The organism is Pedobacter vanadiisoli (assembly GCF_042684385.1).
GTDB lineage: Bacteria > Bacteroidota > Bacteroidia > Sphingobacteriales > Sphingobacteriaceae > Pedobacter > Pedobacter vanadiisoli.
In genome coordinates, this window is sequence record NZ_JBHULL010000004.1 from 21,005 (window position 1) to 47,740 (window position 26,736).

The 26,736-nt window shown below is 40.9% G+C and carries 17 protein-coding genes; 2 read left to right on the plus strand and 15 right to left on the minus strand.

The window, feature by feature from the left end; genetic code table 11:
• Nucleotides 1-84: 84 nt before the first annotated feature.
• The 12 genes from ACFSR6_RS03610 to ACFSR6_RS03665 form a co-directional block, all read right to left on the minus strand.
• On the minus strand, nucleotides 85-1,152 hold the full coding sequence (locus ACFSR6_RS03610) for a FecR family protein (RefSeq protein ID WP_379075062.1): 1,068 nt from the start codon (nucleotides 1,150-1,152) through the stop codon (nucleotides 85-87).
• Between the two features lie 805 nt (nucleotides 1,153-1,957).
• Nucleotides 1,958-2,512: an RNA polymerase sigma factor gene (locus ACFSR6_RS03615; RefSeq protein WP_183765225.1), complete on the minus strand. Its 555-nt coding sequence runs from the start codon at nucleotides 2,510-2,512 to the stop codon at nucleotides 1,958-1,960.
• Between the two features lie 110 nt (nucleotides 2,513-2,622).
• A complete protein-coding gene (locus tag ACFSR6_RS03620; RefSeq protein ID WP_379075066.1) occupies nucleotides 2,623-4,506 on the minus strand; it encodes an alpha-amylase family glycosyl hydrolase in 1,884 nt (627 codons plus the stop codon).
• Nucleotides 4,507-4,720: 214 nt separating this feature from the next.
• Entirely contained in the window at nucleotides 4,721-6,097 is a 1,377-nt protein-coding gene (locus tag ACFSR6_RS03625) for an MFS transporter (protein ID WP_379075069.1), read from the minus strand.
• A 123-nt stretch (nucleotides 6,098-6,220) separates the two neighbouring features.
• Nucleotides 6,221-8,062, minus strand: coding sequence for an alpha-amylase family glycosyl hydrolase (locus ACFSR6_RS03630; RefSeq protein WP_379075072.1), 1,842 nt, complete (start codon nucleotides 8,060-8,062; stop codon nucleotides 6,221-6,223).
• Entirely contained in the window at nucleotides 8,059-10,377 is a 2,319-nt protein-coding gene (locus ACFSR6_RS03635) for a glycoside hydrolase family 65 protein (protein WP_379075075.1), read from the minus strand. Before ACFSR6_RS03635 ends, ACFSR6_RS03630 begins: the two co-directional genes overlap by 4 nt.
• A gap of 68 nt (nucleotides 10,378-10,445) precedes the next feature.
• Nucleotides 10,446-11,144, minus strand: a complete 699-nt coding sequence (pgmB, locus tag ACFSR6_RS03640) for a beta-phosphoglucomutase (RefSeq protein WP_379075077.1) — start codon at nucleotides 11,142-11,144, stop codon at nucleotides 10,446-10,448.
• Nucleotides 11,145-11,224: 80 nt separating this feature from the next.
• Nucleotides 11,225-13,138, minus strand: coding sequence for a glycoside hydrolase family 13 protein (locus ACFSR6_RS03645; RefSeq protein WP_379075080.1), 1,914 nt, complete (start codon nucleotides 13,136-13,138; stop codon nucleotides 11,225-11,227).
• A 57-nt stretch (nucleotides 13,139-13,195) separates the two neighbouring features.
• The gene (locus tag ACFSR6_RS03650; RefSeq protein WP_379075082.1) at nucleotides 13,196-14,212 is read right to left on the minus strand and encodes a SusE domain-containing protein; all 1,017 of its coding nucleotides are present in this window, start codon (nucleotides 14,210-14,212) and stop codon (nucleotides 13,196-13,198) included.
• 17 nt (nucleotides 14,213-14,229) lie between these two features.
• Nucleotides 14,230-15,819 carry a RagB/SusD family nutrient uptake outer membrane protein gene (locus ACFSR6_RS03655; RefSeq protein ID WP_379075085.1) on the minus strand — a complete coding sequence of 530 codons (1,590 nt, stop codon included), beginning with the start codon at nucleotides 15,817-15,819 and terminating at the stop codon, nucleotides 14,230-14,232.
• Nucleotides 15,820-15,841: 22 nt separating this feature from the next.
• Entirely contained in the window at nucleotides 15,842-18,808 is a 2,967-nt protein-coding gene (locus ACFSR6_RS03660; protein ID WP_379075088.1) for a SusC/RagA family TonB-linked outer membrane protein, read from the minus strand.
• A 433-nt stretch (nucleotides 18,809-19,241) separates the two neighbouring features.
• Nucleotides 19,242-20,255: a LacI family DNA-binding transcriptional regulator gene (locus ACFSR6_RS03665; RefSeq protein ID WP_379075091.1), complete on the minus strand. Its 1,014-nt coding sequence runs from the start codon at nucleotides 20,253-20,255 to the stop codon at nucleotides 19,242-19,244.
• 292 nt (nucleotides 20,256-20,547) lie between these two features.
• Between ACFSR6_RS03665 and ACFSR6_RS03670 the strand changes: the two genes are divergently transcribed.
• Together ACFSR6_RS03670 and dinB are read left to right on the plus strand one after the other, a co-directional pair.
• On the plus strand, nucleotides 20,548-20,907 hold the full coding sequence (locus ACFSR6_RS03670) for a response regulator (RefSeq protein ID WP_379075093.1): 360 nt from the start codon (nucleotides 20,548-20,550) through the stop codon (nucleotides 20,905-20,907).
• Between the two features lie 865 nt (nucleotides 20,908-21,772).
• Nucleotides 21,773-22,873 (plus strand): DNA polymerase IV, encoded by a 1,101-nt coding sequence (gene dinB, locus ACFSR6_RS03675; RefSeq protein WP_379075096.1) that lies wholly within the window; start codon nucleotides 21,773-21,775, stop codon nucleotides 22,871-22,873.
• A gap of 172 nt (nucleotides 22,874-23,045) precedes the next feature.
• Here dinB and ACFSR6_RS03680 read toward each other — a convergent pair whose 3' ends face one another.
• Genes ACFSR6_RS03680 through ACFSR6_RS03690 form a run of 3 tightly spaced genes read right to left on the minus strand, consistent with a single transcriptional unit; the run spans nucleotide 23,046 to nucleotide 26,573 of the window.
• The gene (locus tag ACFSR6_RS03680) at nucleotides 23,046-24,803 is read right to left on the minus strand and encodes a CocE/NonD family hydrolase (RefSeq protein WP_379075099.1); all 1,758 of its coding nucleotides are present in this window, start codon (nucleotides 24,801-24,803) and stop codon (nucleotides 23,046-23,048) included.
• A 19-nt stretch (nucleotides 24,804-24,822) separates the two neighbouring features.
• Nucleotides 24,823-25,515, minus strand: coding sequence for a LytR/AlgR family response regulator transcription factor (locus tag ACFSR6_RS03685; protein WP_379075102.1), 693 nt, complete (start codon nucleotides 25,513-25,515; stop codon nucleotides 24,823-24,825).
• Nucleotides 25,512-26,573 (minus strand): sensor histidine kinase, encoded by a 1,062-nt coding sequence (locus tag ACFSR6_RS03690; protein ID WP_379075105.1) that lies wholly within the window; start codon nucleotides 26,571-26,573, stop codon nucleotides 25,512-25,514. The genes ACFSR6_RS03685 and ACFSR6_RS03690 overlap by 4 nt, the downstream gene beginning before the upstream one ends.
• Nucleotides 26,574-26,736: the final 163 nt, after the last annotated feature.

Sequence of the window (26,736 nt, forward strand, 5' to 3'; positions counted from 1 at the left end):
GCAATCTGTTTGCGCATAAACTGCCATTAATTAATCAAAAGAGAAATTGTTAAGGGCGGTGCTCCAACACCGTCCTTTTTCTTCCTATTTCGAGATGGTTACCTGTTTTCCTTTTATCTCATATTTAAAATTATTTTCAGCTGCTTTTAAAGCATGTAAAACTTCTTCAATGCTTTCGTTTGTAATGGTTGCCGTAAAACGGTATTTTTCTATTGAAGGATCTGTAAATTTAATTTCAACGTTATACCATTTTTCTAAAACATTCTTAATCTCATCAAAATCCTGATCATAAATTTCGATCCGGTTCTGTGTCCAGGCTGTTTCTACAATGGTGCTGTCTTTAATCTTTGTGTAATGGTTAATGGTAATTTCGGGCCTTAAAGTGGCATGCTTAAGCAATTTACTTTTCTGCTGCTGAACCACACTCTTATAAAAAGTAACTTTCTCACTTGGTTTTAAGGTAATGGTTCCTCCGTTACCATTTACCCCTTCCATGGTAATTAGGCCACGGATTAAAGTGGCTTCTGATGTTGTTTCATCAGGATAAGCCTTTACGTTAAAAGCGGTACCCAATACATTGATATTAAAATCGGTTGTACGCACTTTAAAAGGTTTGTTTTTATCATGAGCCACATCAAAAAAAGCCTCCCCTGTTAAGGTAACTTCTCTGTATTGATCGTTAAAACCTCTGGTAACCTCTAAAGTGCTTTTGGCATTTAAGAGTACTGTAGTTCCATCCTGGAGCTTAATTTTTTTACGCTCGCCGCTTTTTGTAGTAAAGGTGTAAACCTCCTGCGCAGCATTTCCTGTATTGTTGTGCTTAAAGTATGTGTTATAAACCAACACTGTACCAAGCACTAAAACTAATGCCGCCGCAATTTTAAGCCATAAATAACGGTTCAGTTTAACCACTTTTTCTTCAGGGAACATACTTCCCCTTAAAATCTCGGTCTGTTTATTTAATGGGCGTTTATTCCCGCTCAATATCACGTAAAGTTTTCTTGCTTCTGCAATTACTGCAGCCTGCTCGGGGTGGGCATTAATGTACTTTTCCCAATATCCAATGCAAAGCTTATCGGTACCGGCACAATATTGCTGGAAAGTGCTATCGACAAGAAAATCTTCTGCATTGAATTTACTTCTATCAACCATTATCATTTGCCTTTTATATATCAGTGCCCAAAAGCTTTACTTTTTCCTAAGAAAATTTTAACTTTTTTTTAATGTGGCGAAATATGTGCCCTGAAAGTGGATTTGATAAAGAAATTTAATTTGCAGAAATGCAGATTAAAAGATACAAAGGAGTTGATCCGCTACCGGTTCAAGCGGTTTTTATTTTTTATGGAAAGCAATTGCAGAAGCGTTTGGGTACGATAGTCCTGCTATCCGCTTTATCTCACTGCGTTCGATGTCCGCTTCTATCAGGTTTAGGTGGCGCAGCCTGTATTACTATTTGGGGTTGCAGGGTGCAGAATAAATAACTTACTGTTCGAAGGGGATTAGATCGCCAAGAACCACCAGCCTCCTATTCCTAAACCCGGTAGTAACGAAAATCCTTTTTATTGCTTAATAACAATATTTAACTATACCGTTTATCTGCAATAAAAAGATTGAAGTGAATAACGGGACTACAGCACCTACGGAGCTTGGAATGTTCGTTTTCAAAATATAAAACCCATTATCTCAAACTGGCAAACTGTGAGAATAGAAAGACTTTAGCAGTTTTAAGTTATTAATTTTTGAGCGTTTAACACGCTATCCGCTGTATCTTTTGGCTTTCCTTCGACCCGGCTCAGGATGACACCAAAAGGATGCCGCTTCTATCGTTAACGCATATTTTCTGTCCAAATGAGAAGTTATAAAGAGATTGATCGTAAGGGAGGCTTTGGAAGTTTTAAGATGAATAAAGATCTCTCTATTCCGCTGCGCTGCAATCGGGATGACGAAACAACGAGGTTTACGCATTAAATTCTTTCCTCAGAATTTTAAGCGCATCGTAAATGGTATTATATGCCGTTTTTATGGTTTGGTTGCTTTGTTCGGCAATCTGCTCATAGCTTAAACCTTCAAAAAATTTTAAATGGATGAGCTGTTTTTGCTTAAAGGTGAGTTTTTCCAATGCATTTTTGAGCTGATGCTGAACCAATTCGTCGCTTTGCACCTTAACAATAAACTCTTCGTAGCTCATTTCCATCCAATCGCCATCGGCCCCGGCATTAAAAAGCGCATCGTTAATTTTGCGCTTTCTTTCTAATATTCTGAGCAGTTTACGTTTAAGAAAAGTACGCAGATAGGCTTCAACATGATCTACACGGGTTAAGCTTTCGTGTTTCTCCCAAATGGTGGTAAAAACAAGATCTGTAGCTTCACTGGCAGTATCGGCATCGGCACAAACCCTGATACCGAAATTGACGAGCGGGTAATAAAGCGCTGCGTACAGATCAAAAAATGCATCTTTATCGCCAATCCGTAACCGTTCCCATAATAAGTGATGCGTTAGTTTACTGCTCATTAACCTGTTAGTTGTTATCACAATATTAACTAAAAACAACAAGATTATACCTGCAGATTGTTGAATCTAAAAAAAAACCTCTCAGGTTTTGAAAACCAGAGAGGTAGATATTACTTTAAAGCCGTTTTACTGTAAATATGATATTCACCCGGCGCCAGCGTTCTGTTATAACTATTAGATGCAAGGTTAATACTGCTTCCGACCGCATCTACCCAAACTCCCGACGAACCAAAATCAATATGGGCCGTCTGGCTCACTACATCAAAATTGCCTACTACTACAACGGTATTTGAACCTTCTGTTAATCTGATGTATTTAATTCCTCCGGCAAGACTATAAGCAGAGTTTATTGAATTAAAAATACTGTTGTTCTTTTTCAGCCTGATAAACCTGGCATAAGCATCGTACAAAGCTTTACGGTTCGGATCTGCGTAATAATCCCATTTAATAGGTTTTTCTCCTGTTCTTCCATTAAAATCGATGTTAATATCGTAACCCAGTTCTCCAAACTGCCAGATCATTTTTGGCCCGGGAATGCTGAAGAGGAAAGCTGCTGCCAATTCTTCCCTTTTTAATGAGGTGGCCAAATTTCCTTTAATTACATAACTACCTGAAGCATTTCCATAGGTAATATTCTTAAAGTTTAACCGCTCCTCGTCGTGACTTTCGCCATAGCCAACCAAATTCTCTGATCTGGTAAAACCATGATTGGCATAAAAACCCCACTGAAAATTAGAATTATCTAACCAACCCATGGTTGCTTCGTTCATGTTATAATTCATGTTGTTCCAAAGCATCATGCCATCATCGGCCAAAACTTTTTCTTCCGATTCTTCAGCAAAATGCTCTAAAATCACATAAAAACTGGGATCTAAACTTTTGATGTAACCATTATAGTCTTTCCAGATGGCGATACGACCAGCATCGTATAACCTGAACTGCGCATCATCGGTTGATGCTTTCTGGGTAAAACCTTTAGAAAGATCGAAACGGAAGCCATCAATTTTATATTGCTGCATCCAAAATTTCATTACATCTTTCGAGAATTTTTTGGTGGCTTGGCTTTCATGGTTAAAATCGTAACCCACATTAAAAGGATGTTTGGCATCAACATTAAACCACGGGCTATTTGCAGTAGGTTTTGAACCATCGAAATACAATTGCACCATAGGCGATTGGCCAAAAGAATGATTTAATACCATATCCATAATTACGGCAATGCCGCGGCCATGGCATTCATCGATAAAGTTTTGCAAAGCCACTTTGGTACCATAATATTTATCGGGTGCAAAATAAAAAGAAGGATTATAACCCCAGCTTAAATTCCCTTCAAATTCATTTACCGGCATTAACTCAATTGCGTTGATGCCCAAACCTGTTAAATAATCGAGTTTGGCCAAAGTTGATGCGTAATTATGCTCGGCAGTAAAATCGCGGATGAGCAATTCGTAAATTACCAGGTTATCTTTAGCAGGACGGGTAAAGCCGGCATTTTTCCAGGTATAAAGTGGCTGATTAGCTTGCATTACACTTACAATTCCTGTTGTTTTACCTGCTGGATAGATTTTTAAATTTGGATACGTTGCTGCAGTAATGTATTTATCGTTATCAGGATCAAGCACTTTCTCGCAATAAGGATCGGCAACCTTTAGGTTTCCATCAACATAAAACTGATAGGCATATTCAGTAGTCGGATTTAGATTATCAACCTGAATCCACCAATAATTTCCATCAGGTGTATTTTTCATGGGTAAAGTAGTCGTAGACCAATCGTTAAATTCACCAATCAATGAGACTGATTTTTTATTGGGTGCATACAAGCTTACAATAGCCGATGTTCCGTTATTGATAAATACCACGCCATCTTTAGCTCCCGCAGGCAAGGCTGCTGTTTGGGTTGTTGGTGTTGGTTCTAAGCTAGCATCTGTTAATGCTTTTTTACAGGCAGTATTAAACGCTGTTACCAATAGCAACAGGTAGATAATTTTTTTCATTTGGTTAGAGATTTTGTATTAATTTATATCATTGTAATGCACAAAGCGATCGTAGTAAGATTGCTTTGTGATTCGCAATTCTATCGATCTGTGTCTTCACAGACTGAAATATCATTAATGTGGTTAATGAGTTGTAAACACACAGCCCATTGATATCTTATATTGACCTATTTATATCTTTACTGGTCTGTATGGACACAGACCAAAGAATAGTTTACACAGACCTATTTTCTTCCACTTCTAGTTTTGAAGCCAAAACTTCGTCTGTTTTCTTTGGTTCACGGATAAATACATAACAGATTACAGCAGCTAAAATCATTAAGCCACCCCCCAGTTGAACTGCCAAAAGCCTGTCGTTATGGAGTACATTACGCATTAACCAACCAAAACCTAAGGAGGCAATAATCTCCGGCAATACAATAAAAAAGTTGAAGATGCCCATGTAGATCCCGATTTTATCTTTAGGTAGCGAACCGCTTAACATGGCGTATGGCATAGAAAGGATACTCGCCCAGGCAATGCCCACCCCCGTCATGCAGAGGTACAACATGTTTTTGTCGTGTACCCAGGCTACGCTGATTAAACCAGCTGCGCCGCAGATTAAACACAGGGCGTGGGTGGTTTTACGGCCAAGTGTATCGGCAATTTTAGGGAGTATTAAAGCAAAGAGGAAGGTAACCACACTGTAATAGGCCAAGGTTAAACTGCCAAAATCTGCACCCTGCGCATAAACGGGATCAGCTGCATCCTTACCGCCAAAAACATTAACAGCAACAGCTGTAGTGTAGTAAAACCACATTAAAAACAAACCTGGCCAGGTAAAAAACTGTACCAAAGAAACTACCTGCATTCTTTTGGGCATATTCCTCAAGGCGTGAAAAATTTCACTTGCACCGCCACCAAAACCTTTATTGCTTTCTTTTACCTTTTCTTTAAAATCTACATCCTGTGGCGGGTATTCTTTGGTGGTAAGCACTGTCCATAATACCGCAGCAAAAAAGAAAAATGCACCGATGTAAAAAGAAAACTTTACGTTTTCAGGAATAGTTCCCTGCTCTGCTGTATTGGTAAGGTGGAAGATATTGTTCATGATCCACGGTAAGGCCGAAGCCACGCTGCCTCCTAAACCAATCATCATGCTCTGCATAATAAAACCCCTGTTAACCTGGCTATCGGGTAATTTATCGGTAACAAAAGCCCGGAAAGGTTCCATTGCAATATTTCCAAAAACATCCAGAATCCAAAGTAAACCAGCGGCCATCCATAATGCACTGCTATGTGGCATAAAAATTAAAGCAATACTGCTTACAATGGCCCCAATCATAAAATAAGGTCTTCTTCTGCCCCATTTTGGATGCCAGGTGCGATCGCTTAAATAACCGATAATGGGCTGCACCAACAGGCCGGTTAAAGGTGCTGCTAAAAACAATAATGGAACCTGATCTGGATTGGCACCAAGATTTTCGTAAATACGGCCCATGTTGGCGCGTTGTAAATCCCAACCGAACTGGATCCCGAAAAACCCCACACTCATATTGATAATTTGTGCCAAGGTTAATTTAGGGTTTTCGAATATTGTTTTTAAGCTCATTTTGTTTCGTTTAAGCGCTTAGCGCGGGGCGCATGGCGTTCTAATTTGGTTTAATTAAATTAATTTCAATGCCATTCATCTGTAAATCGCCAACGCGGGGCGCCAGACGTTCGACACAGACTATTAAAATTCAATCACCTGAGCACTAACCGGCGCCAAGGTTACAGGTATGCTTGTTCCTGGTGGGATATTCAATTTTTTATCGGTTATGAGCTCAGTAACTGGTGATGAAGGTTTTACCTTTAAAATCTGATCAGGGATTTCGATATTGGCGGTTAAAGTTTGGTTCCGGTCGAAATTGGCCACCACCAACAAGCGCTGCTTGCCCGAGTAACGGATAAAAGCATACATGCGGTTATTCATATTTCCAGTTACAGGCACCTCATAAATCCCACCATTGATGACGGCATCACTTGTTGAAGTTACTTTTAATAATTGCTTGTAATAAGCCCTTAAATTTTGCTGAGCAGCATTTAATTTCCGGCCGTCGAACAAGCCGCCGTTCATCCACTTCTGGTGATTGGGAACACCCCAGTAATCGAAAATCGTGGTGCGGTTATCATCACCACCAAACCCCTCTTGTCCTTTCCCCGGTTCTCCAACTTCCTGGCCAAAATAAAGCATCACCGGTCCGCCCCCAAGGGTTGCCGAAACCACCATGGCCGGTAAAGCCAGTTCGGCCTTGCCCGCAAATCCGGCTGATGCAATGCGCTCCTCATCGTGATTTTCTAAAAAGCGTAACATATGTTTGCCAAAACCCGCACTCTCTACCTGCCACACATGTTTAATCGCTGCTACATCTGCAACTGGTTCATTTCTGACCAGTTTTTTAAGTCCATCGTATAAACCCACTTTATCATAGAGGTAATCAAATTTACCTTCATCTAAATATTGTTTGTAAACTTTTGGATTGTAGGCCTCTCCGATAAAAATTAAATCAGGATTCACTTTTTTAACCTGTGGAATGACCCAGCTCCAAAAAGCAATGGGTACCATTTCGGCCATATCACACCTAAAGCCATCTACCCCCTTATTGGTCCAGTAGGTTAAAATATCGCGCATTTTTAGCCAAACCGGTGGAATGGGATCAAAATATTGTTTTTTGCCATTCTGGTAATCTATGCCGTAATTCAACTTAATGGTTTCGTACCAATCGTCGTATTTGGGCTTTGCTGAAAATACATTATTGCCAGTTGCTTTTGCAGGATTTTCTTGATACGGAGCATCCTGATGTATGGAAAGTGGTGTTTTTTGTGCACCCGCAGGAACCACCAAAGCCTGGCCCGGGATATAATAAAAATCGTTCTCGGGACTAAATGCCCGGGTTACATCGTCTTTAGCCCCAAAATCGGTTATTCCTTCAGGTTTTGCATAAGAATGATAGCTCCGGGCAACATGGTTGGGTACAAAATCGATCAACACCTTCAAATTGCTGTCGTGTGTTCTTTTAACCAAAGCCTCAAATTCTTTCATCCTGTTTTTAACATCAACGGCTAAATCGGGATCTACATCGTAATAATCGCGTATAGCGTAAGGCGAACCCGCCCTTCCTTTCACCACACTGGCATGATCAACCTTGATTCCATAAGCCGAATAATCGGTAAGGCTGGCGTGGGCAATAACGCCTGTATACCAAACATAATTTGCATGAAGCTCTTTTATACCATCGAGTGCCTTACCGGTAATGTCATTAAACTTACCCGAACCATTTTGTTCAATGGTACCGTAAGGGATATTGGCAGTGCTTTTATTTCCGAACAAACGGGGCAACAACTGGTATATAACGACCTGTTTATCGTTCATGTGGGCATACTGTTTTTGTGCAAAGGATGATGTTGAAATAACTAAAAAGAAAATTACCACCATGTAAACAACCGCTTTAAGATTGCTCTGCTGCTCCTCCGCGCAATGATCATTCATCAGGGAAGTGGCATTTTTCATTTTACATTTTACCTCTACAATCATACCAACTCGGCATTATTTACTTCAATTTCGGTATTTCCTGCCAATTTATATACCTGGTTTCGGATACCGATTTCCAAATCGATGGAGGCATGGTTCTTAATACTGATACCGTTTTCGGCAATGTTGATTTTTAAGGTAGCTCCCCTGAAACCAATAGTAAAAGAGAAAGACTTCCATTTGCCTGGCAAGAAAGGATTAAACTGCAGTTTACCATCGCGTACACGCATACCTGCAAAACCTTCTACTACACTCATCCAAGTGCCGGCCATAGAAGTGATGTGCAAACCATCTTCGGTATCGTTGTTATAATCGTCTAAGTCTAAACGGGCAGTACGTAAATAAAATTCGTAAGCACGGGCTTCGTCGTTTAATTTTGCGGCCAAAATACTATGTACGCAAGGCGACAATGAACTTTCGTGCACGGTACGAGGCTCATAAAAATCGAAGTTGCGTTTCAATGTTTCCTGGTCGTAATCTTCTTCAAAGAAATATAATCCCTGTAAAACATCGGCCTGTTTAATAAAACACGAGCGTAAAATCCTGTCCCAGCTCCATTTCTGGTTAATTGGTCTTTCGCTTGCCGGCAGGTCTTTTACTAAAGTTTGTTCTTTATCTAAATATCCATCCTGTTGTAAGAAAATGCCCAATTTTTCATCTTGTGGATAATACATTTTCTCAATGATATCGGCCCAATCGGCAAATTCCTTTTCATCGAAATTTAAGTTTTTTAACAGACTATCGTATTTTTCAGGTTGTTGTGTTTTTACAATTTCGGCTGCTTCGGTGGCATATTTCATACACCATGTTGCCAGAACATTAGTGTACCAATTGTTGTTTACGTTGTTTTCGTATTCATTTGGACCCGTTACGCCAAGCATTACATATTGCTGTTTATCGTTGCTCCAGTTAACACGCTGTTTCCAAAAACGAGCGATACCGATCAATACTTCTAAACCGAAATCAGAAAGATAACTTTCATCGCCAGTGTAGCGGATGTAATTAAAAATGGCAAAGGCAATGGCCCCGTTACGATGAATCTCTTCGAAAGTAATTTCCCATTCGTTATGGCATTCTTCGCCGTTCATCGTTACCATTGGATACAATGCTGCACCGTCTTTAAAACCTAATTTCCCGGCATTTTCTATGGCTTTGCCCAATTGTTTATGACGGTAAACCAGCAGATTTTTACTAACTTCCTGTGGAGCAGTGGCGAGGTAAAAAGGCACGCAATAAGCCTCTGTATCCCAATAGGTTGAACCACCATATTTTTCCCCGGTAAATCCCTTCGGACCAATGTTCAAGCGGTCATCTTTACCGGTATAGGTCTGAAAAAGCTGGAAAATATTAAAACGGATGGCTTGTTGAGCCGAAACATCGCCCTCAATAATGATATCGCTTTCTTCCCATTTAGTTGCCCAGGCTTCGCTTTGTTCTTTTAACAAAGTATCAAAACCTTTAGCAGAGGCTTTGGCAATTACCGATTTTGTTTCTTTTAAAAGTGATTCTTTTGGGTAATTTTCGGAAGATAAATTCGCTGCAATTTTAATCAGCGTGATCTCCTCGTTTGCTTTAACATCCAGGGCAAAAACTTGCCCGACAAATTTCTCTTTACGTACAGCATCCGGACTGATCGCTAATTTCTCTGCATTTTTATATAGCTCAACATTACTTCCTGTACAAACCTCAAAGGCGGTTTTCTTTGTTCTTAGTTTGATATAAGCTTCTGTTCCCGAAATTTCATCTGTGATTTTATCCCAGAATTTTTCATCATAGTTGCTGTCCTGATTTTTAACATCGCCATCAATAAAGGGCATTAATGTTAATCTGCCATCGAAATTTAATGGAGTAATGCTGTAACGGATGGCGCCAACTTCATCATCGGCAATGCTGCAAAAACGGGTCGATTTAACTTTTAGGGTTTTACCGCTTTTTAATTCGGCTGTGAAAGTACGTTCTAAATACCCTGCATGCATGTTTAACACGCGTTTAAAATCACTAACCTTAGCTGTTGCCAGATCAAGGATTTCGTCATCCAGTTTTACTTCGATCCCTACCCAGTTTGCCGCATTTAGTACTTTGGCAAAATATTCCGGATACCCGTTTTTCCACCACCCCACACGGGTTTTATCCGGATAATAAACACCTGCAACATAATTTCCGGGCAGGGTTTCTCCGGTATAAGTTTCTTCAAAATTAGCACGCTGGCCCATACGTCCATTACCCAAACTGAAAATACTTTCCGAAATTTTATTTAAATGTGGATCAAAGCCTTCTTCGATAATATTCCACTCATCTGCTTTAATGTAATTTTTCATAATTAGTATTGAGTAGTGAGATATGAGATTTGAGACAATGTCCTCAACCTAAACCCTACACCTTAAACCTATAAATTCTCTAAATCGTTAACTGTTAATTTGTCTAATCCGCTTACTACCAGATCGGCCTGGCCAAGCACACTTTTTTCGCCGATACCGATGGCTTTCATTCCACCTCTTTTTGCAGCCTCCACACCGGCTACGGCATCTTCAAAAACCACACATTCATCAGGTTTAAAGCCTAAAAGTTCGGCTCCCTTTAAAAATACTTCCGGATCGGGTTTTGATTTGGTTACCATATTGCCATCCACAATCTTATCAAAGAAATGGGCCAAACCTGTTTTTTCTAAAATAATTGCCGAGTTTTTACTTGCCGAACCCAAAGCTAATTTGTAACCGGCTTTATGAATTGTGGTTAAGAAATCGACCGTTCCGGGTAAAACTTCTGCAGGGGTCATTTTGGTAATCATCTCTACGTACCAGCCGTTTTTTAAGGCCGCCAGTTCTTCTTTTTCTGTATCGGTTTTTTCTACCCCGCCCCAGGCGAGAATCTTGTTTAAGCTTTCTACACGGCTAACGCCTTTCAACTGCTCGTTCTGTTCTTCCGTAAAATCGAAGCCCATGGTATTGGCCAGGCGTTTCCAGGCTTTATAATGGTATACCGCCGTATCAACCAGTACACCGTCCAAATCGAATAGGCAAGCCTTTATTGAGCTGGAAGATGAAAGGTGGGAGGCGGAAGGTTTTGAATGATTATTATCTTGCATCTTTGTTATGTTTTTTGGCATCGGGTAGTGAGTATCTGGCATAAAAATGTAACCTTACCCCCTTCAACTTTTTGCTTTTTTTACCTTAATTCCAATACCAATGTGGTTTTAGCAGGCACCTTAATATTTTGAAAATTGATGTTTTCGCCGGTAATAACATTTTTAGCTGTGGTAATTCCTGCTGTTCTTTCGGCGAAGCGATCGGTATTCAATGTTTTTTCTTTTTCTGTATTGTTTATAATAACCATTACAGTGCCTTTTGGTTCTGCATGGTAACGGAAATAAACATAAAGATCATCCTGCGGAACAAACTGCATCAAATTACCGGTTTGAAGTGCAGCACTGTTTTTTCTGAAATTGGCCAGTGTTTTTACAAAATTGAAAGCCTCATTCTCTTTGTTGGTCCGGTCATCTGCCACAAACTTATCTTTTTTGTCGCCCTCCCATCCACCAGGAAAATCAGAACGGATCAAACCATCGGGATTAGAGAAGTTTTTCATCAGGATTTCGGTTCCATAATACATCTGCGGAATACCACGCATAGTTAACAGGATACCCATACCCATTTTATATTTATCGAAATCTTCGCCAACCATCGAGTAAAATCCGCTCAAATCATGGTTATCTAAAAAGATGCAGTTGGTATTTGGGTTTTTATAAAGAAAATCGTGTGCCAGGGTGGCATACAAACGGTTAATTCCGTCTACCCAACCATTTTTACCATTTATTCCTTCGTAAATCGCATCTTTTAAAGCCGCATCGGTGATGCCTTGCAAATGGGTATCGAAGCCGCGGTTAACGGTATTGCCACCGGTAAAAAAGGCCTGGTTCGCCACCGCAGTAACCAGTGTTTCGCCAAAAACAGATAAATGCGGGAATTCTGCCTGAACTTTTAAAGCCCAATCGGCCATGTAAACCGGATCGTTATATCCGTAAGTATCTAAACGCAAGCCATCAATACCAGCATATTCGATCCACCAGATGTGATTTTGCGTAAGGTAATTTTGCACATAAGGATTACGCTGGTTTAAATCGGGCATTGTAGGTACAAACCAACCATCTAGCATCTGTTTACGGTCTGCCGCCGATGCATGTATATCCATTAAAGTTTGATCGCGGTAGCTGGTTTGGGTATATTTTGGCCATTGGTTTAACCAGTTTTTCATTGGTAAATCTTTATAAAACCAATGATGGGTGCCGATGTGGTTGTGCACAACATCTTTAATCACCTTCAGTCCTTTAGCATGGGCAATTTCTACATACTTTTTATAAAGTGCATTTGTGCCATATCGAGGATCTATTTTATAATGATCGGTTACCGCATAGCCGTGATAGGAAGCTTGCGGCATGTCGTTTTCTACCTCTGGTGTCATCCAAACGGTAGTTATCCCCAAATCTTTCAGGTAATCGAGGTGGTTAATTACACCTTGAATATCGCCGCCATGGCGGTAGTACATGCTATCACGGTTTAATGCCGTTTCAGCTAAGCCCTGAACCACATCGTTGCTTTTATCGCCGTTCGAAAAACGATCGGGCATGAGCAGGTAAATAAAATCTTTGCTGGTTACCCCCTGAATCCTGCCCGCACTTTTATCGCGGTTTTTTAATTCGTAAGTGTAAGTCAATATCTTTTTTCCGTTAACAGTAAAGTTAATCGGGAATTTCCCGGCTTTAGCTGTTGGCGCAACTGTTAAATCGAGAAATAAATAATTTGGGTTTTCTACTTTATTAACCTTAACGAGTTTAACCCCCGGATAAGTTAAGGCCACAGTGGTATTGGCAATGTTTTCGCCATGTACCAATAATTGCAGTTTTGGGTTGTGCATACCGGTAAACCAAAACATCGGTTCGATACGCTCGAGTGTTTGGCCGAAAAGGCTATTGAAAGAAAGGATAAGCAAAAGCGCAAGGGTGCTGCTTATCTTTTTAAAAAAAGTATTAGTATGAGCATTAAATAGCAATGGAAATTTTTTAAGGGTTTGAGGTCTGATCATGCTAAAACTTAAAAATGCCCTACAGCAAAAAATGCTGCAGGACGGTATGTATAACAATTAGTTTTTAACCATAGTGGCTTTTTTGGCCGCCACATCTAAAGTAATGGTATAAGTGCCGGCAGTGGTAACGGCAATATTATCGCCTCCGTTCGTAAGCGTACTTAAGCTACCACCAAGGTTTGTACCCCAATCATGGGCAAACCTAAATTTGAAAGCCCCGGTGGTTAATGTGGTTTTAATGGTATAAAAGTTCGCCTTGCCATCATTGGTTACCTTCATATCGGTATCATTGCCCCAGCCACCTGCGGTAGCGTCGCCAATAATCGACCATTCTTTCGGAACGCCGATGGTATAAGTACCCGCATTCAGGTCAACGGTTACCTGTTTCACCACAGCATCAGTCGATTTAAGGTTATCGCCTGCACTGCTGCTGATTTTACCCCCTCCTGCGTCGCCATAAGCTACATCCCATTTTTTTGCCGGGGTAACTTTAAATTCGAGGTTACCAGGGGTAAAGGCGATCATGCCGGTATAAACACCATTGCTTGAAGCAGAGATCAGACTATCGGCAGTGGCAGGATTCCAGCCCTGATATGCACCGGGAACATAAACCCATGCCGAGGCCAGATAAGGCGTAGCGGTTAAGGTGATTACGTTTGAGTAAGTTAAATCGTTAACTGCCGCACCTGATTTTAGCCTCACCTCGATCTGTGCTGCACTACCTACCTTTCCACCCAGTGCCAAAATCATATTGTTAACCTCGGTAACGGTTGGTGCATAGGTTTTAGTAGTTACGGCTATTTCTCTTACCGGAGAAAAATTAGTGCCTTTTAAACCAAACTGTAAGCTGGTGTTTACCGGCACCACATATCCGGTTGAAGTGGCAAGCGGATAACTCAAGGTAAATGCCACCTGTGAGGCGTTGGATTGTACCAGGTTAATCGTGGTTGCCGATGTTGTTAATGTTCCTGCAGGGCTAATGTTTGAAACGGTCTGGGTTTCGTCTTTTTTACATGACCACAGCGAAACCGCCATAAGGCCAACTGCCAGGGTTTTGAAGAATATCGATTTCATCTCTTTAAGATTAAAAATTAATAACCAGTATTTTGAACCAGATTCGGATTTGCAATCAGATCTGCTAAAGGCAGCGGATACAAATTACGGTAGGCTGGTAAAGATGCCCCGGCCTGTACTCCGCCTTTAAAAGGCCACAGATAGGTTGCACCTGTAAATTTACCATAGCGGACCAAGTCAGTACGGCGATGGCCTTCCCAGTATAGTTCGCGGGCACGTTCATCTAAATAAAAATCAGTCGTCAGTGCCGCTACCGACACATTTCCACTGGCATTGCCATAAGCGCGCTGACGCAAAAGATTTACATAAGTTAATGCTTGTGCAGCACTACCACCAGAACCTCCACGGGCTACCGCTTCGCCATAAATCAAATATTGCTCGGCTAAACGGAATAGTGCAAAATCAAGTGAGCTGAAAGTTCCGTTCAGAGAGCGGCCCATTGCACCGGCAGAGGTTACGTTCTTGAACTTCGTTACACGTAAACCATCCGTAAATTCGCCTACAGCATCAACATTTCTTTTTGTTCCAAAAAATACCCCGCGTTTATCCTGGCTTCCATTGGCATCAGGAAAAAGTGCCGGCAAGTTTTGCCTGGTCCTGTTACCACCCCAGCCACCATTGGGTACCCCGTAAGCTGTTGGATTCATATCGCCATTAATGGCTGCATTAATAATAAAGGTAGTTCCGCCATAATTGGTACCGTTAATGCCGTCATAGTTAATGGTAAGAATATTTTCGGTATTGTTCACTTCATTATCTGCTTTGAACAAATCCATGTAGTTTCCTTTTAAGCTATAGCCTGCATTGATCACCTTGCTCGAATAGGTAATGGCCTCGGTATATTTAGCTGTTCCGGTGTATACCTGAGCGTTTAGGTATAACCTTGCCAGTAAAGCCCAATCGGCCCCTTTATCGGCACGACCGTACTCATTGGTACGCGCATCGGCTAAATCGCCCTCAATGGCTTTCAGTTCCGATTCTACATAGGTAAATAAAGCGGCCCTTTGAATCTGTTTCGGGTTTACTTTACCAATGGCATCATCCTCAGTAATAAAAGGAGGGTTTCCGAAAGCATCCATCAATACCCAATATTGATAGGCACGTAAGAAACGGGCCTCGGCACGGTAACGATTGATCGCGGTAGCATCGGCTCCCGTGATATTTCTGCTGGCTAATTTCTCAGGTGTACTTTCGCGGAGAAACTCATTGCAGAAAGTGATCTGCAGAATGCTCCTCGAATACAATCCGCGCAAAAACTGGTTATCCGGACTTGGTGTACCGTAATCCAGTTCTGGAATGCCCACATCGCCCCAGGCACAGATGGCCTCATCGGTTACCAGTTCCTGTGAAGTCCAGAATAACCTCAAGAAATCGGCAAAACCTGCATTCAAACCGCCTACATCGCTGTTATCAGATCCGGATGGACTGGTAAGTGCATAGGTTGCGTATAGCTTAACTAAGCTGTTTTTATAACCTGCCGGCGTTGCATAAACATTCTCGGCGGTTACATCATTGGTAGGCCTCAGGTTTAAATCTTCTTTTTTACAGGCATTTAAACTGATTGCCAGAAAACCCAATGCCAATATCGTTTTAAATGAATTTTTCATCTTTCTATTTCTTTGTTCAGTATTAGAAACCAACATTTAAGCCCAAAGTATATGTACGTGGACGAGGGTAAAGGTTATAATCGATACCTGAAACCAGTTCCGGATCTATTCCCTTGTATTTAGAAACCACAAACACGTTTTGGCAGTTTGCGGAGATGCGCATGTTTGCATTTCCGGTTTTCGACAGTTTACCAACATTATAAGATAAACCCAGGTTATCCATTTTCAGGAAAGAGGCATTTTTGATAAAATAATCGCTCAGGTACTGCACCCCTGAACTTCCTGAGAAGTTGGTTACATATAAATCTGAAGTGGAGTTATTCAGAATTCCCTGGGTACTCAATACGTTATTTCTAATGCCAAAGTTTGACGAAATATTGTCGTAAACATAGTTACCGATATTGGCTCTTAACACGGTGCTTGCTGTCCATTTTTTATAAGTAAATGAGGTGTTGAAACCCAGGATTACTTTAGGATCAGGCGATTTATAAAAATACTGGTCTGCGGCAGAAATGCTACCATCGCCGTTCAGATCCTGATAAACACCTTCAAGTGGTTTGCCATCGGCATTGTACACCTGTTTATATACATAGAATGAACCCGGCAACTGATTTACCGCATTGTATTTCAGGTGTATACCTGTACCTCCGGTAATGTCACCAGCATCAATCTTGAAACCCGAATTTGGATTTAAGGTCAGGTTGGTTACCTCTCTTTTATTGTATGCGGCATTGATTCCCAGTTCCCAATTTGTATTGGCTGTTTTAATGGCCACATAATTTAAGCTTACCTCAGCACCCCGTACATCCATATTACCCACATTGGTGGTTAATACGTTGGTGAAGTTGGTTCCTACCGGAATAGTTACGGTACTTAACAGATCCTTGGTTTTTTTATAGTAAACATCAATGCTTCCATATAACCTTCCTTTTATAAAACCATAATCCAAGCCGGCATTGTAAGTGGTTGTGGTTTCCCATTTCAAGTCAGGATCGTAACCTGCCGGACTATAATAATTATAGAAATTGTTACCAACCTGATACTGACCATTGTTTGTGCTGGCGTAATATTTAGAAAGGTAATCATAATTGCCGATACCATCCTTGTTACCCGTTTCACCATAGCTTAAGCGTAATTTCAGGTCAGATAAGGTTTCGCTGTTTTTGAGGAAATTCTCACCAATAATTCTCCAGGTAAAACCTACCGATGGGAAATAACCCCAACGGTTGTTCTGCGCGAATTTAGAGGAAGCATCTGCCCTCATGGTACCTGATAAGATATATTTCTCGTTCAGCGTATAATTGAAGCGGCCGTAATAAGAAAGCAATTTGTTCTGCTCAACTGAAAAAGGAAAAACAGGCGTAGTTAACAGTTCTCCGGTACCTTTATAGGTAGCGAAGTTGTAATTGGTAACTGCATCGTCGTAATAACCGTAACCAGCAGTCACATCAAATTTACTTTTAATGCTTTCAACGGTTTTGGCGTAACTTAAATAGGCCTCAGAAAATTTGTTCATCTCGGTATTTAACCGGTTTGAATATGATCCGCTGGTTGATGCGCTCTGTGCCGCATAAGTGGGCACGATGGTGCGGCCATAACCTTTTGAATAATCATAACCCAGGTTTACCACTGCATGTAATTCAGGTAAAAAATGGAAAGAATAATCCAATTTCAAGTTACCAAAGCTTCTTCCGGCGTTTCCACGGTTATCCTGTTGCCTGATTAAGGCTACCGGATTGCGCGGGGCATTAGGATTAGGCACACCGGTAGAGCTTAACCATTCGAAATACCCGCCATAGTTATTGTTGGCATAAACGGATTGTGTAGGATCGAACTGAATTGCTGCGCCAATAGCACCATCGTTGGGATATTGCGACTGGCTTAAAGAACCTTTTAAGTTCAGTTCGGCTTTGAGGTGATCGGTGAAAAACCGAGGGGCAACAGATATAGCACCCGTAGCCCTTTTCAACTTACTGGTAATCACCACTCCATCCTGATCAAGATACCCTGCCGATACACGGTAAGGCACACCTTTTAAAGATCCGGCAATACTTAAATTGTTATCTGTAGAGAATGCGTTCTGATAAATTTCATTTTGCCAATCGGTACTGGCTGTACCCAGCAATGCTTTTTGGGCAGCAGTACCATTTGCATTTACAAAGGCCCGCACCTGATCGCCTGTAAGTACATTTACTTTTTTGGCAACGCTTGCAATTGAATTATTGGTACTGAAATTGATTACAGGCTCTCCGGATGCCCCTTTTTTAGTGGTAATCAGGATTACCCCATTAGATGCCCTTGATCCATAAATGGCCGTGGCATTTGCGTCTTTTAAAACGGTAAAGGTTTCGATATCATTGGGATTGATCAATGATAACGGACTTGGTGCATTACCAATGCTGTTACCGCTGAAAGGCACTCCATCAACCACGATCAAAGGATCGTTACTGGCATTGAGTGAGGCACCTCCACGGATACGGATAGTACTACCGCCACCTGGTGCTCCGCCGCCCGAAACAATGTTTACACCCGCTACCTTACCCTGGATCAATTGCTCGGGCGTGGTAATGGTACCTTTCTGGAAATCCTTGGCATTTACCGTAGTGATTGAGCCGGTCAGGTTTTTCTTTTCTGCAGTACCATAACCGATTACCACCACTTCGTTCAGTTTTTGTGCATCCGGTACCAATTGAAAATTAACTGTAGCATTTGCTGAAATACTTACGGTTTTATCAAGGCTCTGGTAACCGATGAAACTCGCAGACAGTGTTATCGAACCGTTCGGTAATCCTGCTAGTTTAAAATTACCATTAGCATCGGTTGATGTACTTCTTGTTGTTCCTTTAACAACTACAGAAGCGCCAGGCAATGGCAGTCCGGTTTCATCAAGCACTTTACCGGATACCGATCCGGTTTGTGCTTTCACCATTAATGCTGAAAAAACCAACAGCACCAAAAGCCCCTGTTTTAACAGGTAAAATATTCTCATATCTGAAGCTCGTTTAAGTTTAAAAATTTGGTTAAATATTATAGTGATTTACACATAGGCCTAATTTACAGCTGTTAATGATATTTCAAAATTTATTTAAAAAATATATTTCAGGCCGAAATATTGACAAGAAAATCGAACTAAAAATTAGCTTTTTTCGAAAACTTAAAAACCACATTAAATAAATTTATTATTTATAAATACTTAATAATCAATAAATTAAAAATATAAAATTTTAATTTAAAGTGTAAAAATTACACTAAGCGTTTTTTAGCACTTTTTTCGGGAACGTTCCCGAAAAAATCAGTCTAAATTTCAATCAATTTTCGGGAACGTTCCCGAAAATTGATCAAAATTCTGCGTATTTTACACTAAGTGAAGATTTTTTTTGAAAATTCCGGGCTAAAAATCAGCTTATTTTTTGGCCCTTTTTTTAGCCATTCATGGTGGAATTCCGCTTGATAATTTTAGATGTTAAAACCACCTCATTTGACGGGTCTCTATCGGCATGATTACCCAAAATAGTAAACAATAATTTTGCCGCTTCTTCTCCTATTTCAGTAGCGGGCTGAGTAATGGTGGTAAGCGAAGGGTTTAACAAAGGCGCAATCTCCAAACTGGAGAAACTGATCACCTTTAAATCATTGGGGATATTGATCTTAAGATCGTAACACGCATAATAAGTGGCAAAAGCCAAACGCTCAACAGAAGTAAAAACACCATCGGGCTTTAATTGCGTTAGAGCCTCTTTGATGATTACGCTATTTTCTTCATAACTGTTGCTGCAATCTACAATCAGGTTTTCATCGAAAGGAACCTGATACTTAGCCAATGCATCAAGATAGCCCTGCATACGGGTTTTACCTATCGATAAGCTTTTATTCACCACGAGGTAAGCAATCCTGCTGCAACCCTGCTCAATTAAATGTTCTGTTGCCAGAAAACTGCTGTTATAATCGTTCGTAATTACCCTTGGGGTATCAATATCTTCGTAAATCCGGTCGAAAAATACCAGGGGTAATCTTTTAGCACCAAATTTATTGAGGTAATTATGATCGTTGGCCTCTCCTGAAACCGACATGATAATGCCATCAGCCCTACCATTATGCAGGTGGCGGATGAAGGTTACTTCTTTTTCATAATCATCATCCGTTACGTAAATCAGAATATGGTAACCGTTTTCACGGGCAACGCGTTCAATACCATGAATGGCCTGCGAGAAATAATTATTGGCTAATTCGGGTACAATAACTGCAATGGTTTTACTTTTCTGCTCCCTTAAATTACTGGCGTAGTGGTTGGGCTGATAGTTTAATTCTTTTGCCTTGGCTAATATACGCGCTTTGGTAGCACCATTTATATCACTATTATCCCTAAAAGCCCTCGAAATTGTAGAAGTCGATAAATTTAATGCTTCTGCTAACTTCTTAATATTAATGCTGTCCATTTTTGGCTGTTAAACCCAATAAGTTTGAATAAACGCTGTAAATATAAACTATAAATGTCCAAAATATTTTATAAGCTTTAAAATTGTAGATTTTGTATCCGATCATGAATTTGTCATCAGGCAACAAAACAATCGGTAAAAATAGTTGCTTAGTCTATTCGTAATTTCTTTAAATAAATATTCATTTTTTTTAAAACAAAAAGCATCTTTGCCGCATTAATAATTTATACACTATTAATCATCTTCTCATTTACCGGTTGAAAAACAAAACCATATGAAATAAAATTACAACATGGGGAATAAGAAAATACTCATTGCCGATGACGACGAAGGAATTGTTGATGCTGTAACAATGATTTTGGAAGTGATGGGTTATGAGGTTGAATTTACGTATGATGGCGGGGCAGTTATAGATGCAGTAAAAAACAAGCCGGATCTGATTATGCTGGATATCTGGATGAGTGGACACGACGGCAGGGATATATGCAAGCAGCTAAAAAACGATCCTCAATACAGAGAAATCCCTATTTTAATGATCTCGGCCAGTAGAGACATCAGGCAATCTGCAATGGATGCCGGTGCAAATGATTTTATGGAAAAGCCATTCGAAATGGATTCGTTGCTAAACAGGGTAGAAATTTTATTGGATTAGCGTAATGCCGCTTAGAAGCTTTATTTCCAATTCATTTCAAGGCCTTTTATACGATAATTAGCTTAATCATTTCCTGATTTTAAACACTAATTGATATTTGGGAGCGCAACGCTTCTGCACTACAGAGAGTTTGCTCCCGTTTTCCGCTTATACGCTTCGCTGCCTCATGCCTTGCTGCTGCAGGGTAACGCTCCAACCGGGGCTAGGTGGCCAAAACAGCATTTCATTTGTGAGGTTGTAAGGTGCAGAAACCCTTATTCCTAAACCTGATTGAGCGGAATAGCCCGCAGCGCAGCGAGGACTATAAGCGAAAGCAGGGCTGTATACCACCAAGAACCACAATCCGTTCATTTCCTGATTTGAAAAACTTATTTCTATTTGGAGCGCAATGCTTGTGCAATACAGAAAATTTCCTCTCTTTTTTCGCTTTTACGCTTTCCCGAAAGTTCGGGATGCCTCATTGCTGCAGAGTAATGCTCCAACCGGGGCTAGGTGGCCAAAACAGCATTTCATTTGTGAGGTTGTAAGGTGCAGAAACCCTTATTCCTAAACCTGATTGAGCGGAATAGCCCGCAGCGCAGCGAGGACTATAAGCGAAAGCAGGGCTGTATACCACCAAGAACCACAATCCGTTCATTTCCTGATTTGAAAAACTTATTTCTATTTGGAGCGCAATGCCACAGCAAAACAATTTTGCACCAGTTTTCCACTTCGCTGCTACAGAGTGGTAATGCTCCAATCGGGTATTATTGGCATACCATTCGTATTTGGCGTTCTTATAAAAACGGATTACTCTCCATATTATGTAAAGAAAAAAAATCCAGGCAAATAATCCTGATAAAAATCACGAAATTTAGATCATTGCATGCCTGATTTAATCCCACCGGTTTTAAGAAAAATAATCCACATCGATATGGATGCATTTTATGCATCTGTTGAGCAGCGCGATTTCCCTGAATACCGCGGGAAACCCTTAGTGGTTGGTGGCAAGCCGGATAGCCGTGGGGTGGTTTCTACGGCCAGTTATGAAGCCCGCCAGTATGGGATCCGTTCGGCAATGCCATCGAGTAAGGCTTACCAGCTTTGCCCGACGGCCATTTTCGTATATCCACGTTTTGATGCCTATACCGCGGTTTCGAAAGCAATAAGGGAAATTTTTAGCCGCTATACGGATATTATAGAGCCCCTTTCGCTGGATGAAGCCTACCTGGATGTAACGGAAGACAAACTCGGAATCGGGTCGGCCATTGATATTGCGCGATCAATTAAAGATGCGATTAAAGATGAGTTAAACTTAACGGCTTCGGCAGGCGTATCCATCAATAAATTTGTGGCCAAAGTGGCTTCAGATATGAACAAACCCGATGGTTTAACTTTTATTGGCCCATCGAAGATTGAAGCTTTTATGGAAAAACTACCTGTAGAAAAATTCTTTGGCGTAGGCAGGGTTACTGCCGCAAAAATGAAAGCCATGCAGATTAATACGGGTGCAGATTTAAAAAAACTTACAGAAGCGCAGCTTGTTGCCCAATTCGGCAAATCGGGTAGCTTTTATTATAAAATTGTTCGTGGCATTGATGACCGCCCGGTTCAGTCAAACCGCGAAACCAAATCGGTAGGTGCAGAAGATACCTTTTCAGAAGATACCAATGATGATGCAGTGATGCATGATCTGCTGAAACAGATCAGCGAAATTGTGGCCAAACGCTTGTCAAAATACCAGCTGAGCGGAAAAACGATAACCTTAAAAATCAAGTTTTCAGATTTTAAAATCATTACACGCAGCCGTTCTTTCCCCGTACCGGTTAACCAAGCAGAAGTAATTTATACTGAAGCAGTTAAACTTTTGGAAGAGGCAGCTATCGGCCTCTCCCGGATTAGGTTGCTGGGCATTACTTTATCACGGTTTTACGATGAGCTGGAAATCGAAAAGCCAGAAAGCAACCAACTTGAATTTGAGTTTTGATGTAAATCGTTGCGCAATACTGCCTACAGCGAGCTGGAATCTCTATTTACAAACTGAAGAACGGGCTTAGCGTAGAAGTGAAGCAATCTATTCTGTAATTTATTATCAAAAAAGATTGCTTCGGTTCGCTTATATCCCACCCTGCAATAATGATTAACACTCAAAACCTATACTATTTAAAACAAAAATCAGCATCTCCGGATAAACCAAGCTCGATAAAACTTTCTGACGACCATTTAATTTCAAGCGGGAGGCCGGCATCTTTTACCGTTTCTTTACTCACATCCTTACCTGTTCCATAATTGATCTGTGCGAAAGAATTTTTATCAATATTGAGCACCAACATTAACCTGCTGCCTTTTTGCAGCTGCCTGCTGAACACTCTTGACCTATAAAAAGGTATGGTTTCCAATTTCCCGGGTTTAAGGAGTTTTCTTTTGCTCATATCATATGCATAACTGGCTCTTCCTAAATAATAAGAGAGTTGAAAATATTCGCCAGAAGGCGTAATTTCATACAAAACCAGGCCCACATCCATATCTTTTTTGTTGATAATGGCTTTGAGCTGCCCCTCTAATGCACCTGATACTGAAACAGCCTGATTAAATGGTTTCGTAACAAAAAACAATCCGTTCGATCTTTCAATTTCTTTTTTAATAATCGGATCAGGATAATAATCATTATAGGAACTGGTTCTGTCTGCCAGATTAACCTGCTGATGCATATACACTTCTCTGGATGGCTTTTGCTCGGACAGTATCATTCCATTTGCAGTACTATCCAGGTAAAACCTGATGCGATAATCCTCCATCTGTGCCAATGAAGGGGTGTGCTTCCACTTATTTGCACCCATTACCTCAAAATTGATCTTATCTTTTAACAGAGCAGGTTTTTTCCCTCCTTTAAGGATATAATCGAGCCATTGAAAAGTGATTTCGCGGGTATTGATCAGTGCATTTGAATCTACTTCATAGCTCCTCAGCCGGGCTACCCCTCCTACCTGCGATCCAAAATGATCGTATGGGCCTATAATTAAATAATGTTCGGCCGAGGGATTATACCTGTAATGTTCGCGCAGGTATTCTAATGCCGAAACCTGCCCATCATCGTAATAACCGGTAATACTGAGTACCGGAATATTGATCTGCTTAAAATCTTTGCCATAAGGTACCATCGATTGCCAGTAAGTATCATAATCGGGATGACTAAGCCATTTCTGCAACCAGGGGTTTAGCGTGCCATCAACGCTGTCGATTTTGTTATAGGCAGCACCACTGTGCCACCAATTAAGCCTCATTTTGCGCCAACGTGCGTTATCGTTATTTATGGCATCGTCAGTATACTTATTGTTAGTAACGTAAAAGGCCCATTGATAATTGGCAGTTAAAAAAACATTATTTTCCATGGGTAAGCCAAGCCCTGGTATAGCTGCCACATAGGGTACAATGGTTTTTAGTGCCGGGTGCAGGTGTTTTGCTGCTGCCCATTGTGCAAAACCCGAATAACTTCCACCATACATCCCTACCCTGCCATCGCTCCATGACTGTTGGATAATCCAATCGATAACGGCATTTACATCACGGGTTTCATGTTCGTAAGGTACGGGTGCATCGGGGCTAAGCCGTTTTCCTCTGGCATCTGCAACAATACCAACATAACCATGGTCGGCCGCATATTTCGCTTCCATCAAACTTCTCTTGGTGTTGGAATAGATAAAATAAAAGAGCGCGGCAGGCAATTTTTGCAGCACACCTTTTTTCCTCACCACCACGGCAGATAAAGTAATGCCATACTTTGTTTTAATCATCACACTGTCGTTGATGATATAATTACTACTATCGGGCAATGTTAGTTTTTGCTGAGCAAAAGTTTTAAGCCCAATTACAAGGCATAGCACAGCCATACCCAGTTTTACCAAGTTCGTGTTCATTATTAAAATTTTTAAATTTTTATTGCTTAATCAAGTTTCGAAATTTAATAGCCTGGCGTTCTGAGATCCTGACCAGCTCTCCTGTACTAAGTTCTACCAGGGTACCATCATCATCCTTTTTTATTAAACTGATATAATCGATGTTAAATAAAATGCTTCTGTTTGCCCTAAAAAACCTTTGGCAACCAGGGTTTTCTTCGAGTTTGTTTAATGAAGTTTTAAGCAATACCTGCTCCTGACCGAAAAAGAGCCTCGCATAATTCTCCACCGATTCGATCAAATGCACATCTTTCCATTTTATGAGGTGGTGTTTCCCCCTGTCTTTTACAAAAATGGCTGCTCCATCATTAGTACCAATTTTTTCCAGGGCTTTATCTATGGCACTTTTAAAGCGTTCTTCCCTTACAGGTTTCATCAGGTAGTCCATGGCGCTTACTTCAAAAGCCTGCACCGCATAATTGTCGAAAGCGGTTACAAAAATCACCTGTGGTACATGTATCAAATTTTCCAACAGGTCGAAACCCGAACGGCCAGGCATCTGTATATCCAGAAAGATCAGGTCGGGTTTTAAAAATCCGATGAGCTTTTCGGCTTCATCAGCATTGGCAGCCTCGCCTAATACCGTAAACTGCGGATAGCTTTTTAACATCCTGATCAGTTCCTGCCTGGCACCGCGTTCATCGTCGATTATTAGAGTCCTAATGTTATTCATCTGATCGGAATTTTAATTTCAGCACAAACCTGTTGATCCATTTCATACAGGTTGAAAGATGCCTGGCCCTGGTAACCGAGGTTAAGCCGCTCCTTTAAGTTTTTAAGCCCTATGCCTTCAACTGCTTTACCCTGTTCCAGTTTACCGGGGCTTAAAACACGGATACTGACCAGGCGATCCCGTTCGTTGATGACTACATCAATCTTTCCTCCCTGTTTTTCTAAGGCAACACCATGTTTTACCGCATTTTCCACTAAGGTTTGGATGCAGAGTCGTGGCACCATCAGCCCTGATAGCGAAATATCGATATCTAATTCGTATTGCAATCTTTCTTCCATTCTCAGCCCTTCCAGCTCCAGGTAATCCCTCACCAGGTCTACTTCTTCGTTTAACCTAATGAGCATGGTATTGCCCTTATACAATCCGCTGCGTAATAGTTCGCTCAACAGATCGACGGCCCTGCCCGCGGCATCGGGACGGGTATATACCAAAAACTTTATGTTATTAAGTGCATTGAATAGAAAGTGTGGATTTAGCTGGGCGGAGAGGTTATCGAGCTGCGATTGTTTAAAGCTAAGCTCAAGCCTCGCATTTTCTACCGATAGGCGCATTTCTCTTTTTGCATAGTGGTAAAGATGATAGGCTAAAAGCCATATGGCCATTAAACGGATACCTGCAACAAAAATATTTACTGCATTTGCATTAAAAAAATCATCGAACGATTGCAGGGGATGGCTTAAAAGCAACAGCCTCACCAGGTACAACTTACTAATGGTAACGATGGCATAAAAAATCCCCATCACCGGAATAACGATCAACATCCGCCACATCAGTTTCTTAAGCGTCAGATCTTTCCAATGCTTTTTATGCGCAAAATTACGGTACAGGTGGGTAATTAAAATATACATTGCCACATCTAAAATAAACTGCACAACCGCCAGGTCGATTCTAAAATTGCCTGAATCAATCCAACCTTGAAATGTCCAATACAGGGCAGCCACCGACCAACCAATTAGCTGGCATTTCCAATAAAGCGATATGTAGGGTTTCTTTTCCAAAATTTTCTGCACTGAACAAAGCAACGAAAACAAATTCTAAGAAAAAAGATAAAGTACAGGAACGTAGTATTTTAGGGGATGAGTGTTTCTTATCACCCTCAGGCCGTACAGGATTGGCACCTCCCAAAAAACAGTAAAAAATCTGCAGAAGGCGATTCAAAAT

Excerpts from the sequence above, each read along its gene's own strand:
- ACFSR6_RS03610 (WP_379075062.1), bottom strand. The coding sequence starts at position 1,152 with ATGGTTGATAGAAGTAAATTCAATGCAGAAGATTTTCTTGTCGATAGC.
- ACFSR6_RS03615 (WP_183765225.1), bottom strand. The coding sequence starts at position 2,512 with ATGAGCAGTAAACTAACGCATCACTTATTATGGGAACGGTTACGGATT.
- ACFSR6_RS03620 (WP_379075066.1), bottom strand. The coding sequence starts at position 4,506 with ATGAAAAAAATTATCTACCTGTTGCTATTGGTAACAGCGTTTAATACT.
- ACFSR6_RS03625 (WP_379075069.1), bottom strand. The coding sequence starts at position 6,097 with ATGAGCTTAAAAACAATATTCGAAAACCCTAAATTAACCTTGGCACAA.
- ACFSR6_RS03630 (WP_379075072.1), bottom strand. The coding sequence starts at position 8,062 with ATGATTGTAGAGGTAAAATGTAAAATGAAAAATGCCACTTCCCTGATG.
- ACFSR6_RS03635 (WP_379075075.1), bottom strand. The coding sequence starts at position 10,377 with ATGAAAAATTACATTAAAGCAGATGAGTGGAATATTATCGAAGAAGGC.
- pgmB (WP_379075077.1), bottom strand. The coding sequence starts at position 11,144 with ATGCAAGATAATAATCATTCAAAACCTTCCGCCTCCCACCTTTCATCT.
- ACFSR6_RS03645 (WP_379075080.1), bottom strand. The coding sequence starts at position 13,138 with ATGATCAGACCTCAAACCCTTAAAAAATTTCCATTGCTATTTAATGCT.
- ACFSR6_RS03650 (WP_379075082.1), bottom strand. The coding sequence starts at position 14,212 with ATGAAATCGATATTCTTCAAAACCCTGGCAGTTGGCCTTATGGCGGTT.
- ACFSR6_RS03655 (WP_379075085.1), bottom strand. The coding sequence starts at position 15,819 with ATGAAAAATTCATTTAAAACGATATTGGCATTGGGTTTTCTGGCAATC.
- ACFSR6_RS03660 (WP_379075088.1), bottom strand. The coding sequence starts at position 18,808 with ATGAGAATATTTTACCTGTTAAAACAGGGGCTTTTGGTGCTGTTGGTT.
- ACFSR6_RS03665 (WP_379075091.1), bottom strand. The coding sequence starts at position 20,255 with ATGGACAGCATTAATATTAAGAAGTTAGCAGAAGCATTAAATTTATCG.
- ACFSR6_RS03670 (WP_379075093.1), top strand. The coding sequence starts at position 20,548 with ATGGGGAATAAGAAAATACTCATTGCCGATGACGACGAAGGAATTGTT.
- dinB (WP_379075096.1), top strand. The coding sequence starts at position 21,773 with ATGCCTGATTTAATCCCACCGGTTTTAAGAAAAATAATCCACATCGAT.
- ACFSR6_RS03680 (WP_379075099.1), bottom strand. The coding sequence starts at position 24,803 with ATGAACACGAACTTGGTAAAACTGGGTATGGCTGTGCTATGCCTTGTA.
- ACFSR6_RS03685 (WP_379075102.1), bottom strand. The coding sequence starts at position 25,515 with ATGAATAACATTAGGACTCTAATAATCGACGATGAACGCGGTGCCAGG.